Here is a 14,413-nt window from a genome sequence, read left to right on the forward strand (position 1 = left end):
CATTTGGAGGTGCAAGTTGAAAAAAGAACATAATTCAAAATTGAAAATCATTCCTTTAGGCGGACTGGAGCAGATTGGAATGAACATTACTGCCTTTGAATACGAAGACAGTATTATTGTGGTGGACTGCGGTCTGTCTTTTCCGGAAAATGATATGCTGGGTATTGACCTGGTAATTCCGGATGTTACCTATCTGAGGAATAATATCGAGAAAGTAAAAGGATTTTTTATTACCCATGGCCATGAGGACCATATCGGAGCCATTCCCTATATTCTGAGGGATATCAATGTACCAATTTATGCAACAAAGCTGACCATCGGTATTATAGATAACAAACTGCGGGAGCACAATATGCTTTCCAAAGTAAAGCGCAAGGTGGTAAAATACGGGCAGCATATCAATCTGGGCTGTTTTCGGGTGGAATTTATCAAGACAAATCACAGTATTCAGGATGCTGCGGCGCTGGCAATCTATTCGCCGGCGGGAATTGTAGTGCATACGGGAGACTTTAAGGTGGACTATACACCGGTATTCGGTGACGCCATTGACTTGCAGCGGTTTGGAGAAATCGGCAAAAAGGGCGTACTGGCGCTGATGTGCGACAGTACCAATGCAGAGCGGCCGGGATTTACCAACTCGGAACGTACCGTGGGAAAGACCTTTGACAATATTTTTGCAGATCATTCCAATACCAGAATTATCATTGCAACCTTTGCTTCTAATGTGGACCGTGTACAGCAGATTATCAATTCTGCTTATAAATTCGGCCGCAAGGTTGTGGTGGAGGGCCGCAGTATGGTAAATATTATTACCACGGCCACAGAACTGGGGTATCTGCAGATACCGGAAAATACCCTGATTGATATAGAGCAGCTGAAAAATTATCCCGATGAACAGACGGTGCTTATCACCACCGGAAGTCAGGGAGAGTCCATGGCAGCTTTGTCACGGATGGCGGCAAGCCTGCACAAAAAAGTAACGATTAAACCTGGAGATACCATAATTTTCAGTTCCAATCCCATACCGGGAAATGAAAAAGCCGTGTCCAATGTAATCAATGAACTGTTTATGAAAGGGGCGGAAGTGATTTTCCAGGATGCCCATGTATCCGGACATGCCTGTCGGGAGGAAATCAAGCTGATTTATTCTCTGGTGAAGCCAAAGTATGCAGTTCCTGTTCACGGAGAATACAAACATCTGCGTGCACAGGCTACGATCGCGGAAGAACTTGGCTTTAAGAAGGAAGATATTTTCATCCTTTCCTCCGGAAATGTGCTGGAGCTGGATGAAAACGGTGCGGAAGTTACCGGGCAGGTTCCGGTGGGATCTATACTGGTGGATGGCCTTGGCGTGGGCGACGTGGGAAATATCGTGCTCAGAGACAGGCAGCATCTGGCAGAAGACGGAATTATTATTGTGGTAATGACACTGGAATCCGGCAGCGGCCAGGTGCTGGCAGGACCGGATATTGTCAGCCGGGGCTTTGTGTATGTACGAGGTGCGGAAAGTCTGATGGACGAGGCCAAAAAAGTGCTGGACGGCGCCATGGAATACTGCATGGAGCGTAATATTACGGACTGGGGCAAGATTAAAACGGAAATCAAGGATGAGCTGGGAGAATTTGTCTGGAAAAAGACCAAACGCAGACCCATGATCATGCCGATTATTATGGAAGTCTGAAGGTTCATGTTGGAGGTTCAGTATGGATCGGATAATAGAGAAAAATCTGGAAGCACTGGTATATGCAGTGAAAAACAGTCAGGAATATGCGGAATATCAAAGGATACGGGAACTGGTTCATGCAGATCCGGAAAAAGAAAAGGCAATCCATGAATTCCGCAGAAGGAATTTTGAACTGCATATGCGCAGAGATGTGGATTTATTTACGGAAACGGACCGTCTGGAGCGGGAATTTGCTCCATTGCGGGCAGAACCTTATGTAAATGAATATCTTGCGGCAGAACTCGCAGTATGCCGCATGGTGCAGCATATCAATTACCGTCTTATGGAAGAAATTGAGTTTGATCTTGGATTTGAGTAAGTTCATCCGGAAAAAAGGGGAATGTTATGAGAAGCAGCAAGGTGGTACTGAATATAGTAAACAGTGTATTAAGCATCCTGCTCCTGGTACTGATTCTGTTTGTGGTGTTAAAGGCGGGAAATGCCGCCTATGACCTGGGATATCGGATCTTTACCGAGCCGGCCGTGGACCGGGAACCGGGGAGAGATATTTCAGTACGGTACTATGATGGAATGTCCCTTACAGAACTTGGGAGCCTGCTGGAGGAAAAAGGGCTGGTGGACAGCGGAATCGTGTTTGCCATACAGCTTCGCCTTTTCGCCGGCGGAGATAAAATCAGGCAGGGGAAATATACGCTGAACACTTCCTGGACGCCGGAAGAACTGATACAGGTTCTGGCAGGTGAGGACCTGGAGGAAACAGAAGAATGATAGTGGAAGAACGTCTTGTTACTTATATCAATTCTCTGGACAGAGGAACTGACGGGCTGCTGGCAGAGATAGAAGAGGAGGCCCGTCGTACCTTTGTGCCTGTGATCCGAAAGGAAACACAGAACCTTTTAAAACTGCTGCTGGCCATGAACCGGCCGGAACGTATTCTGGAAGTGGGGACAGCGGTGGGATTTTCCGCTTTGCTGATGGAAGACAGCAATCCGGTGCCCTGTGAAATTACCACCATAGAAAACTATGAAAAAAGAATTCCCGTTGCAAAGGCAAATTTTTTGCGCGCAGGGAAGCAGAATGTGATAAAATTGTCAGAGGGGGATGCCGCCCAGGTTCTGAAAGAACTCACCGGCAGTTATGATTTTATTTTTATGGATGCTGCAAAGGGACAGTATATTCATTTTCTCCCGGAAGTAATGCGCCTGCTGAGAACAGGAGGCGTGCTGGTATCCGATAATGTGCTGCAGGACGGAGATATTATTCAGTCCCGTTTTGCAGTTACCAGAAGAAACCGCACCATACATAAACGGATGCGGGATTATCTTTATGAGCTGACGCATATGGAAGGTCTGAGGACTTCCATACTGCCCATTGGCGACGGGGTGACAGTCAGCGTAAAGGAGGAGAGCAATGAACAGGAAAAAACCGGAACTGCTGGTGCCGGCCAGCAGCCTTGAAGTTTTAAAAGTGGCTGTAATTTTTGGTGCGGATGCGGTGTATATCGGTGGAGAAATGTTCGGTCTGCGTGCAAAAGCCAGAAACTTTTCCATGGAGGATATGGAGCGGGGCATTCAGTTTGCCCATGAACATGGTGTGAAGGTGTATGTGACAGCGAATATCCTGGCCCACAATTATGATTTGGAGGGAATCAGGGAGTATTTTGCTGAACTTAAAAGGCTGAGTCCGGACGCCCTGATCATTTCTGATCCCGGTGTTTTTACCATTGCCAGAGAACTGCTGCCGGAAATGGAACTTCATATTTCCACTCAGGCTAATAATACCAATTATGAGACCTTTCGGTTCTGGCATAAACTTGGAGCCAAACGTGTGGTTTCTGCCAGAGAACTGTCTTTGCAGGAAATTTTGGAAATCCGGGAAAAAATACCGGAGGATATGGAGATAGAAACGTTTATTCACGGCGCCATGTGTATCTCCTATTCCGGAAGATGTCTGCTCAGCAATTATTTTACCGGTCGGGACGCCAATCAGGGAGCCTGTACCCATCCCTGCCGCTGGAAATATGCGGTGGTGGAGGAGACAAGGCCGGGAGAATATCTGCCGGTTTATGAAAATGAGAGGGGAACCTATATTTTTAATTCCAAAGATCTGTGTATGATTGAACACATTCCGGAGCTGGTGGAGGCCGGAATTGACAGTTTCAAAATTGAAGGCCGAATGAAAACAGCTCTTTATGTGGCTTCAGCGGCAAGAACCTACCGGAAAGCCATTGACGACTATTTTATTTCGGAAGAAACCTACCGGAAGCACATGCCCTGGTATACAGGGCAGATTTCCAATTGTACTTTCCGGCATTTTACTACGGGATTTTTCTTTGGAAAACCGAATGAACAGACACAGATTTATGACAGCAATACTTATACGAAGGAATATACCTATCTTGGAATCGTCGGGGAAAGAAATCAGGACGGATTATACCGGATAGAACAGAGAAACAAGTTTTCAGTTGGAGAACAGATTGAGGTGATGAAGCCGAATGGAGATAACATACCGGTAACGGTGAAATCTATTCAGGATGAAGAAGGAAACGAGATGGAGTCAGCACCCCATCCCAGACAGGTGTTATATATTGATTTAGGACAGCCATTGGCAGAATTTGATATTCTGCGCAGACAGGAAAAGGAGGAACAGGCAGATGAATAAAGACAGATATGTAGCATATGTGGGGACTTATACCCATGGAACCAGCGTAGGAATCCATATTTATGATGTGGACGTGGAAGAGGGAAGTATGACGGAGCGAAAAGTAATTCCCATTAACAATCCTTCCCACCTGACCGTTTCAGCAGATGGAAAATTCCTGTATTCCATTGCAGACGAAGGTGTTGCCGCATTTAAAGTCCTTCCGGACGGGGATCTGGAGGCCATAAATGAGAAATGGATTGGCGGTATGCGCGGGTGCTATGTGGATGTGGACAGAGAAAACCGTTATCTGTTTGTGGGAGGCTATCACGACGGCCGGGTCACCATGATGAGACTGAACGAAGACGGAAGCATCGGTGAGATTGCAGACGGAATTTTCCATACGGGTATGGGAAGAAGTATTGCGGAACGCAATTACCGTCCCCATGTAAACTGTGTAAAACTGACGCCGAAACAGTATTATCTCTGTGCAGTAGATGGTGGTTTGGATCAGGTGAAGATTTATCAGATTGACTATGAAAAAGGTAAAATGAAAATTGCGGATATTCTGAGGGAACATCTGGAATCTTCTCCGAGAATGATACGGTTTACTCCAGATGGAAATTATGCTTATGTACTGTGCGAGGAAAGCAATGAGGTGGATGTTTATACTTATGCATGTACGCCTCAGGGGCCGGAATTTGAACGAATCCAGAGTGTTCCCACGGTAGATGAAGAAGAGAAAATAAACTGCGGCGCTTCCGGTATGGAAGTAAGCCAGGACGGCAGATATCTGTTCTGTTCCAACGCAGGTGCCAATTCTGTTATTATTTATGCCATCAATCAGGAAAATGGTGAACTGACCATGATATGCGATTCCAAAATCAGCGGGGATTACCCCAAGTCCATTGCAGTTTTCCCGGATGGACAGCATTTTGTAAGTCTGAATCATGACACCAACGAAATTATGACATTCCATGTGGATTATGAGAAGAAATATTTCCTTATGAAAGGCAGGCCCATTGCCATTGACCAGCCCAACTGTATTCATATTCACAAACTTTCCCAGTAATTTTAACCCCCATGAAAACAGTTCGTTTCATGGGGGTTATTTGTATGTACTGCCATATCATAAATAATATGAGAAAGCGTGCAGATACAGATGTATCTGAAATCAGTCCTTCCGGTAGAACTGTTCCGGACTTTCCATCTGACTGCCTGTGTGTTCTAACATCAGATCCAGAATGGCCAGTGCGGCCATTGCTTCCACAACTACCACGGCTCTTGGAACAATAACCGGGTCGTGTCTGCCGTGAATGGAAATTTCCACAGGTTCCCCATTTTTGTTGATGGTATTCTGAGGCGTGGAAATGGAGGGGGTGGGTTTGACAGCAGCCCGGAAAATAATGGGGGCCCCATTGCTGATACCGCCTAGAATTCCTCCGGCATGGTTACTGGAAAGGGCGGGACTGCCATTTCTTATTTCAAAACTGTCATTATTTTCAGAGCCCATGACAGAGGCGGAAGCGAAACCGTCGCCGATTTCAAAGCCTTTTACCGCTCCAATGGAAAAAATGGCTTTGGCCAGATTTGCGTCCAGCTTGTCAAAAACAGGTTCTCCTATCCCGGCAGGAACACCGGTAATGATACATTCAATAATGCCTCCGGCAGAATCTTTCCGTTCCATACATGTTTCCAGAAATTCCTGAGCTTTTGTACAGGCGTTTTCTTCCGGCATATACAGCGGATTGGAGAGAATACGGGAAATCACCTGTTTGGGATTTTCAAAGAGCAGCTCTTTTGGAGTTTTGGATATGGAGACCGGGCCCACAGTTCTGGTGTAAGTCAGAAAGGAAACGCCCAGCCGGTCCAGGATTTTAGCTGCGATTGCCCCGGCGGCCACTCTGCCAATGGTTTCCCGACCGGAAGAACGTCCGCCGCCCCGATAGTCCCGGAATCCGTATTTCATGTCAAACGTATAGTCTGCATGTCCCGGACGGTAGTAAGAGGCAATATCACCGTAATCCCTGGAACGCTGATCCTGGTTAAATACCATAAGGCTGATGGGAGTTCCGGTGGTTTTTCCTTCAAATACGCCGGAAAGGATTTCCACTTTGTCATTTTCCTGCCGCTGTGTGGAAAACCGGGACTGTCCCGGCTTTCTTCTGTCCAGAAATGTCTGTATATCTGCTTCCTTCAGAGGGAGTCCTGCGGGACAGCCATCCACTACCACACCGATGCCTTTTCCGTGAGATTCCCCCCAGGTGGTGATTTTAAAATGAGTGCCGAATGTTGAGCCTGCCATAAAAACCTCCTGAGTTGATAATCCTGTAAACGCCTCCCACCCTGCGGGAGGCGTTTGCTTCATTATATCCAATCTTTCAGAAAAAAGAAAGTATTTTATTGAGAAAGACATGGAATTCTGGTATACTGATTTCTGTTATTAAATCTGTGGAAAGCAAAATCACTGAACGGTACAAAGAAAGGAAATATTTATGTATAAACTGTTAAAGCAGGAAGGCCGGGCCAAACGGGGAGAATTTCATACGGTACACGGTGTTATTCAGACGCCTGTATTTATGAATGTGGGCACGGTTGCAGCTATTAAAGGAGCGGTGTCTACTCAGGATTTACAGGAGATAAAAACGCAGGTGCAGCTGTCTAATACCTATCATCTCCATGTACGTCCGGGGGATGAAGTGGTAAAGGAGCTGGGGGGCCTGCATAAATTTATGGTATGGGACAGGCCCATTCTCACAGATTCCGGCGGATTTCAGGTATTTTCTCTGGCGGGACTGCGGAAAATCAAAGAAGAAGGCGTATATTTTCAGTCCCATATAGATGGCAGGAGGATTTTCATGGGGCCGGAGGAAAGTATGCAGATTCAGTCCAATCTGGCCTCCACCATTGCCATGGCTTTTGATGAATGTCCTTCCAGCGTGGCAGAACGCTCTTATGTGGAACATTCCGTGGCCAGAACCACCCGCTGGCTGAAACGCTGTAAAAAGGAAATGAAACGGTTAAATGGAATGGAAACCACCATTAACAGAAAGCAAATGCTGTTTGGTATCAATCAGGGCGCAATTTTTGACGATATCCGCGTGGAACATGCGAAACAGATTGCAGAACTGGATCTGGACGGATATGCCATCGGCGGGCTGGCAGTGGGAGAAAGCCATGAGGAAATGTATCATATTCTGGATGTGACGGTGCCTCACCTGCCTCTGGAAAAGCCAACTTATCTCATGGGCGTGGGAACTCCCGCCAATATTCTGGAAGGGGTGGAGCGGGGCGTGGACTTTTTTGACTGTGTATATCCCAGCCGGAACGGGCGCCATGGCCATCTGTATACGAATCAGGGAAAAATGAATCTGTTCAATCAGAAATATGAAAGAGATTCCAGACCCATAGAAGAAGGGTGCCAGTGTCCGGCCTGCCGCCACTACAGCCGGGCTTATATCCGCCATCTTCTGAAAGCAAAAGAAATGCTGGGAATGCGGCTGTGCGTCCTTCATAACCTGTACTTTTATAATACCATGATGGAAGAAATCAGAGAGGCCCTGGACCAGGAACGGTTTCATTCTTATAAAGAAGAGAAATTATACGGAATGGGCCAGAAGTGAGATTTCAGGAATGACAATACAGGGACGGAAACGTAAAACAGTTTGCAGGAGAGTATCCGGGATTATGAAAAGGAAACATGTAAAATTTATGACGATTCTGTTTGTTTTGTCCGTACTTCTGCTGGAAACGCGTTTTCTACGGACCGTATCTGCCCAGCCGGTACCGGAAATACTGACAAAAAAGATTCAGACAATTACCGCTTCAGACCTGTCAGAAGAAATGGGAAGGCCGAATTTTTTTCTGGATGCAAAGACAGACGGGAACGGCAGTTTAAGTTACGCCAGCAGTAATGAAGAGGCTGCTAAAATAAATGAGATGACCGGAGAGGTGGAACTGACCGGAGTGGGGATTACACAGATTGCAATCCGCGCATCGGCTACGGAGGAATATGAAGAGGCTGTCAGGACCATTCAGTTAAGGGTGAAGAAGGGCGATGCGAAGCTGAAGGTACCGGAACGTTCTTATACGAAAACATATAAAGACCGGGCCTTTTCCATCGGGGCATCTGCCAGAAGTCCGGTCAGATACAAAAGCAGCAATTCCAGGGTTGCAGACGTGAACAGTAAGGGCAGGGTATCTGTGAAAAAATGCGGTGAGGCAGTGATAACGGTAACTGCCGGGGATCGTAATTACAGATCTGCTTCAAAGAAAATTACAATAAAAGTTTTGCCGGGAAAACCACGGATGAAATCTTTAAATAACAAAACCCCCGGACAGCTTGGCATATCCTGGGTCAGACAGAAAGAAGCAGACGGATATATCGTGGAATATGCCCCGGATAAAAATTTCAAAAAGCATGTTGGAAAAATCAGAATCGGGAAAAACAGCGTTACCGGAACCACCCTGAAAGGCCTTACGGAAGGCAGGAAGTATTACATCAGGATAAAGGCATATAAAATCATCAATCACAGAAAAGTCTGTGGAAAGGCCAGTAAGGTTATAGCCAGAAAGGTGAAAAAAGAACCGCTGCAGACCACAGCCCGGCCAGGAAAGCGGACGCTGCTGAATCTGCTGCTCACCGCAAAAATACCTTTGGGCCACACGATGTATGTCTGGGGCGGCGGATGGAACGAAGCAGATACAGGTGCGGGAGAAGAGGCGGTAAGTATTGGGGAAAGCCCCCGCTGGAGGGCATTTTATGAGATGCAGGACAGTTCATACAATTACAGAAATACAAGATACCAGATTCATGACGGACTGGACTGCTCCGGCTATGTGGGCTGGGTGATATACAACGTAATGGAAACTGCCGGCGGAAGAACCGGTTATGTGGAAAAAGCCTCCGGTATGGCGGAAAGCCTGGCAATGAAAGGATTTGGAGGCTATACGCCTGCCCGTAATGTGAAAAACTGGAAACCAGGGGATATTATGAGTATGAGCGGACATGTATGGATTTCACTGGGTATGTGTGAGGATGGAAGCGTGGTGCTGTTACATGCAAGTCCGCCGGGGGTTCTTTTGTGCGGAACGCGTCTTCCGGATGGAAGGAGCAGCCGTGCCACAGAACTGGCAGAACATTATATGCGTACTTACTATCCGGACTGGTATAAAAAATATCCGGACTGTGCAAGAGCTGCTTCTTATCTGACAGGTTCCGGGCAAATGCGCTGGGATTCCGGGCTGCTTACAGATAAAGAAGGAATACGGAAAATGGGAGCAGAGGAAGTTTTAAAGAAGATTATCCCGTGATTTACAATAGATGGTGGTACGGACTGTAACTGCAATTTTTATTAATCCGCAGAAATAGCTTGCTTTCGGCTGGCATTTTGTGTACAATAGTATAAATGCGTAAAATTTTGTCGCAGAGAAAAGGCCTGTGTCTGCACAGGCATAGCAGGAAAAATACCCTGGAACAGATTTACAGGTTTCGGGAACATGGACAATTAGGAGGAAAAGAAATGTCTATTTTAGCGCAAACAGAGGCAGCGGCCGGATTTTCCATTATCTGGATTTTAGTCATGCTGGTAGCTCTTTATTTCATGATGATACGTCCGCAGCAGAAAGAGAACAAGAGAAAGAATGCAATGCTGGCTGAACTGGCAGTAGGCGACACTGTGCTGACCACCAGCGGTTTTTACGGAATGGTCATTGATATTACAGCAGATACGGTTATTATGGAGTTTGGAAATAATAAGAACTGCCGTATTCCCATGCAGAAATCAGCCATTGCAATGGTAGAGAAACCGGAAGAAGCGGTGGAAAAAGAAAGTAAGTAAAATGAGGGCATTCTCAGGCGGAAGTCGGGGAGTGTCTTTTTGTCTTACCGGAAATTCTTTCGGCTTACCGGTAAGATAAAAACAATTATCCTGCCAGGCGGAAAAATGAAATACTGCTTTGGAGGGAGTGAGAACCATACCAAAATATAATGATATACCAATCCTGCCATAACCTGGAATTATGGAACCCATGAAAAAGAAAAATGTCTTTTCCGGTTGAAATTCAGGAATAAATATACTATAGTAGTATTGATAAATTTTTGTCAATCCAGAAGAATCCGAAGCCTGTAACGAAAGTCAGAAAGTCTGGTTTCCATTTACAGGAATCGGCCAGTTATCATAGAAATGCAGGGAGGAACAGTGAGCATGGATTATCGTATTGGAGTGATTTCCGGGGATGGAATCGGGCCGGAAATCGTAAGAGAAGCAAGAAAAATACTGGAAAAAGTGGGAGAAGTATACGGACATACTTTTTCCTTTGATGAAATACTGATGGGGGGCGTGTCCATTGACGCCACAGGAGTGCCTCTGACCGAGGGAGCCATTGAACAGGCAAAGGCAGCAGATGCAGTGTTGATGGGTTCCATCGGAGGAAATACCAGCACCTCGCCCTGGTATCAGCTTCCGCCGGATTTAAGACCGGAAGCAGGACTTTTAAAACTGCGCAAATCCCTGAATCTTTTTGCAAATTTAAGGCCGGCTTATCTCTATGAGGAACTGAAGGAAGCCTGTCCGCTGCGGGAGGATATTATCGGGGACGGATTTGACATGATGATTATGCGGGAGCTGACCGGAGGGCTCTATTTTGGAAAGCGGGTAACGGAAGAACGCGACGGTGTAATGACTGCGGAAGACACCCTTACATATAATGAAAAGGAAATCCGCAGAATTGCCAGACGGGGCTTTGATATTGCCATGAAGCGCAGGAAAAAAGTTACCAGCGTGGATAAGGCCAATGTGCTGGATTCCTCCAGACTCTGGAGGAAAGTTGTGGAAGAAGTGGCAGAAGGATATCCGGAGGTAACACTGGAACATATGCTGGTAGACAACTGTGCCATGCAGCTGGTAAAGGATCCGAAACAGTTTGATGTGATTTTGACAGAGAACATGTTTGGTGATATATTATCAGACGAGGCAAGTATGGTGACGGGTTCCATCGGAATGCTGTCGTCAGCAAGCCTGAATGATACGAAATTCGGTCTGTATGAGCCCAGCGGAGGTTCTGCGCCGGATATTGCAGGAAAAGGAATTGCCAACCCCATTGCAACCATTCTGAGTGCTGCAATGCTTCTGCGGTACTCTCTGGATCTGGATAAAGAAGCAGACGCAGTGGAACTTGCAGTAAAACAGGTGCTGCAGGAAGGCTATCGTACCATAGATATTATGCCTCAGGAAGAAGAACGAAAAACATCTGTGACTCAGGTGGGAACCGTGGAAATGGGCGACCTGATTGCAGAAAAGATTCGAAACTGACAGGAGGAGAAAATATGCAGCTGACAGGAGCGCAAATTGTTATTGAATGTCTGAAAGAGCAAGGCGTGGATACTGTCTTTGGTTATCCGGGAGGAGCCATTTTAAATGTATATGATGAATTATATAAGCACAGTAATGAGATAAAGCATGTGCTGACTTCCCATGAGCAGGGAGCCAGCCATGCGGCAGACGGTTATGCCCGATCCACCGGAAAGGTGGGGGTATGTCTGGCCACTTCCGGTCCGGGAGCCACCAATCTGGTTACAGGAATTGCCACTGCCTATATGGATTCCGTTCCCATGGTGGCCCTTACCTGTAATGTGGGTGTTTCCCTTCTGGGAAAAGACAGTTTTCAGGAAATTGATATTGCGGGAATCACAACTCCCATTACCAAGCATAATTTTATTGTAAAAGAAGTGGAAAAACTGGCAGAAACCATACGACGAGCCTTTCGAATTGCCAGGAAAGGCAGGCCGGGACCGGTACTGGTGGACATTCCAAAGGATGTGACAGCCAACCGGACAGAATTTCAGCCTGTTGCCATAGAGCCGGAAAAACGATGTTATGAGACAATTACGGAAGAAGCTCTGGAACAGGCAGTGAAAATGATTCAGAAATCTGAGAAACCATATTTCTTTGTGGGAGGCGGAGCAGTTATCTCAGAAGCCAGCCGGGAACTGCTGGAATTTGTGGAAAAAGTGCATGCTCCGGTGGCCGATTCTCTGATGGGAAAAGGGGCCTTTGACGGAGGCCACCGTCTTTATACCGGAATGCTGGGAATGCACGGAACCAAAACCTCCAATTACGGGGTAAGTGAGTGTGATCTGCTGATCGCGGTGGGCGTCCGGTTCAGCGACCGGGTCACAGGCAATGCGAAAAAATTTGCTCCCAATGCCAGAATCCTGCAATTTGATGTGGATCCTGCGGAAATCAACAAAAACATTGTGACAGATGCTCACATTATCGGAGATATCAGAGAAATTCTCCTGCGTCTGAATGGGAGAGTCGAACAGCAGAATCATGAAGCATGGATTCAGAAAATCATGGAATACAAGGATAAATATCCTCTGAAATATCATGATACGGGATTAAACGGCCCCTGTCTTGTGGAAGAAATATACCGCCAGACAAAGGGAGATGCCATAATAGTGACGGAAGTGGGCCAGCATCAGATGTGGGCGGCCCAGTTCTATAAATACAAAAAGCCGCGTACACTGATTACGTCAGGAGGCCTTGGCACCATGGGATATGGACTGGGAGCCGCCATAGGAGTGCAGATGGCCAATCCGGAGAAACAGGTGATTAATATTGCCGGAGACGGATGTTTCCGTATGAATATGAATGAAATTGCCACAGCAGTGCGTCAGAATCTGCCGCTGATTCAGGTGGTGGTCAACAACCATGTACTGGGAATGGTACGCCAGTGGCAGACCTTATTTTATGAACAGCATTATTCCGCAACTGTATTAAAAGACAGTGTGGATTTTGTAAAACTGGCAGAAGCCCTTGGGGCCAGGGGAATTCGTGCCGCCACCAGGGAAGAATTCAGCCAGGCTTTTGCCCAGGCCCTGGAAAGCAGCGGGCCGGTGGTAATTGACTGTGTGATTGACAGTGATGATAAAGTGTGGCCCATGGTAGCTCCTGGAGCAGCCATCAGCGAAGTATTCAGTGAGGAAGACATGAAGGAGGAAAAAAATGAGCAGAGTTTATAATTTTTCAGCAGGACCAGCCGTTTTGCCGGAGGAAGTTTTGCGTGAAGCAGCAGAGGAAATGCTGGATTATCAGGGAAGCGGAATGTCCGTTATGGAGATGAGCCACCGTTCCAAAGTATATGAAAAAATTATCAAGACAGCAGAAGCAGACTTGCGGGAGCTGATGAAGATTCCCGATAATTATAAGGTGCTGTTTTTACAGGGAGGAGCTTCCCAGCAGTTTGCCATGATTCCCATGAATCTTATGAAGAATAAGAAAGCCGCTTACATTGTAACAGGCCAGTGGGCAAAAAAGGCATTTCAGGAAGGGCAGAATTACGGAGAGGCAGTAAAAGTGGCTTCCTCCGAGGATGAGACCTTTTCCTACATTCCGGACTGCTCCAATCTGGATATCCCGGAAGACGCAGATTATGTATATATCTGTGAAAACAATACCATTTACGGTACAAAATATAAGACACTGCCCAACACCAAAGGCCATACGCTGGTAGCAGATGTGTCCTCCTGCTTTTTATCCGAGCCGGTGGATGTGTCGAAATACGGCATTATTTATGGTGGAGTTCAGAAAAATATCGGGCCTGCAGGAGTAGTCATTGTGATTATCAGGGAAGACCTGATTACAGAAGACACCCTGCCTGGCACGCCCACCATGCTGAAATATAAGACCCATGCAGATGCAGAGTCTCTCTATAATACACCCCCTGCCTATGGCATTTATATCTGTGGAAAAGTATTCCAGTGGCTGAAAAAGCAGGGCGGTCTTGATGCCATGAAAGCACGCAATGAAGAAAAAGCGAAAATCCTTTATGATTTTCTGGATTCCAGCACCATGTTCAAAGGAACCGTAAGGAAAGAAGACCGTTCTCTGATGAACGTTCCTTTTGTAACAGGAAATAAGGATTTGGATGCAAAATTTGTCAAAGAGGCAGAGGCAGCAGGATTTGTGAATCTGAAAGGCCACCGTACCGTAGGCGGAATGCGTGCCAGCATTTATAATGCGATGCCCAAAGAAGGCGTGGAGAAGTTAGTGGCGTTTATGAAAAAATTTGAAGAGGAGAATTAAA

The 14,413-nt window shown here is 46.5% G+C and carries 13 protein-coding genes; 12 read left to right on the forward strand and 1 reads right to left on the reverse strand.

Features of this window, described 5'->3' with window-relative positions; all coding sequences use genetic code 11:
• Nucleotides 1-16: 16 nt before the first annotated feature.
• The 6 genes from C805_RS14750 to C805_RS14775 are packed head-to-tail and all read left to right on the forward strand — an operon-like array spanning nucleotide 17 to nucleotide 5,396.
• Nucleotides 17-1,681: a ribonuclease J gene (locus C805_RS14750; protein ID WP_016214676.1), complete on the forward strand. Its 1,665-nt coding sequence runs from the start codon at nucleotides 17-19 to the stop codon at nucleotides 1,679-1,681.
• 22 nt (nucleotides 1,682-1,703) lie between these two features.
• Nucleotides 1,704-2,042, forward strand: a complete 339-nt coding sequence (locus tag C805_RS14755) for a YlbF/YmcA family competence regulator (RefSeq protein WP_016214677.1) — start codon at nucleotides 1,704-1,706, stop codon at nucleotides 2,040-2,042.
• Nucleotides 2,043-2,068: 26 nt separating this feature from the next.
• Nucleotides 2,069-2,452: a hypothetical protein gene (locus C805_RS14760; protein ID WP_016214678.1), complete on the forward strand. Its 384-nt coding sequence runs from the start codon at nucleotides 2,069-2,071 to the stop codon at nucleotides 2,450-2,452.
• Nucleotides 2,449-3,141 carry an O-methyltransferase gene (locus C805_RS14765; RefSeq protein WP_016214679.1) on the forward strand — a complete coding sequence of 231 codons (693 nt, stop codon included), beginning with the start codon at nucleotides 2,449-2,451 and terminating at the stop codon, nucleotides 3,139-3,141. The genes C805_RS14760 and C805_RS14765 overlap by 4 nt, the downstream gene beginning before the upstream one ends.
• Nucleotides 3,095-4,345: a peptidase U32 family protein gene (locus tag C805_RS14770; RefSeq protein WP_016214680.1), complete on the forward strand. Its 1,251-nt coding sequence runs from the start codon at nucleotides 3,095-3,097 to the stop codon at nucleotides 4,343-4,345. The genes C805_RS14765 and C805_RS14770 overlap by 47 nt, the downstream gene beginning before the upstream one ends.
• Nucleotides 4,338-5,396 carry a lactonase family protein gene (locus tag C805_RS14775; protein WP_016214681.1) on the forward strand — a complete coding sequence of 353 codons (1,059 nt, stop codon included), beginning with the start codon at nucleotides 4,338-4,340 and terminating at the stop codon, nucleotides 5,394-5,396. The genes C805_RS14770 and C805_RS14775 overlap by 8 nt, the downstream gene beginning before the upstream one ends.
• A 102-nt stretch (nucleotides 5,397-5,498) precedes the next feature.
• On the opposite strand, the gene aroC is transcribed toward C805_RS14775, so the two are convergent.
• Nucleotides 5,499-6,629, reverse strand: coding sequence for a chorismate synthase (gene aroC / locus C805_RS14780; RefSeq protein WP_016214682.1), 1,131 nt, complete (start codon nucleotides 6,627-6,629; stop codon nucleotides 5,499-5,501).
• A gap of 190 nt (nucleotides 6,630-6,819) precedes the next feature.
• Here aroC and tgt point away from each other — a divergent pair, with 190 nt between their 5' ends.
• From tgt to serC, 6 genes are all read left to right on the forward strand, one after another.
• Nucleotides 6,820-7,947, forward strand: coding sequence for a tRNA guanosine(34) transglycosylase Tgt (gene tgt, locus C805_RS14785; protein WP_016214683.1), 1,128 nt, complete (start codon nucleotides 6,820-6,822; stop codon nucleotides 7,945-7,947).
• A gap of 64 nt (nucleotides 7,948-8,011) precedes the next feature.
• Nucleotides 8,012-9,637 (forward strand): Ig-like domain-containing protein, encoded by a 1,626-nt coding sequence (locus C805_RS25245; protein WP_022751127.1) that lies wholly within the window; start codon nucleotides 8,012-8,014, stop codon nucleotides 9,635-9,637.
• 209 nt (nucleotides 9,638-9,846) lie between these two features.
• Complete coding sequence (gene yajC, locus C805_RS14795; RefSeq protein WP_016214685.1) at nucleotides 9,847-10,164, forward strand: preprotein translocase subunit YajC; 318 nt, start codon at nucleotides 9,847-9,849, stop codon at nucleotides 10,162-10,164.
• Nucleotides 10,165-10,530: 366 nt separating this feature from the next.
• Nucleotides 10,531-11,637 carry a 3-isopropylmalate dehydrogenase gene (gene leuB / locus C805_RS14800; RefSeq protein ID WP_016214686.1) on the forward strand — a complete coding sequence of 369 codons (1,107 nt, stop codon included), beginning with the start codon at nucleotides 10,531-10,533 and terminating at the stop codon, nucleotides 11,635-11,637.
• Nucleotides 11,638-11,651: 14 nt separating this feature from the next.
• On the forward strand, nucleotides 11,652-13,349 hold the full coding sequence (ilvB, locus tag C805_RS14805; RefSeq protein ID WP_016214687.1) for a biosynthetic-type acetolactate synthase large subunit: 1,698 nt from the start codon (nucleotides 11,652-11,654) through the stop codon (nucleotides 13,347-13,349).
• The gene (serC, locus tag C805_RS14810; RefSeq protein ID WP_016214688.1) at nucleotides 13,333-14,412 is read left to right on the forward strand and encodes a 3-phosphoserine/phosphohydroxythreonine transaminase; all 1,080 of its coding nucleotides are present in this window, start codon (nucleotides 13,333-13,335) and stop codon (nucleotides 14,410-14,412) included. Before ilvB ends, serC begins: the two co-directional genes overlap by 17 nt.
• The last annotated feature ends 1 nt before the right edge of the window (nucleotide 14,413 follow it).

The sequence above is a fragment of the Eubacterium sp. 14-2 genome (assembly GCF_000403845.2).
In the GTDB taxonomy this organism is placed as follows: Bacteria; Bacillota; Clostridia; order Lachnospirales; family Lachnospiraceae; genus Petralouisia.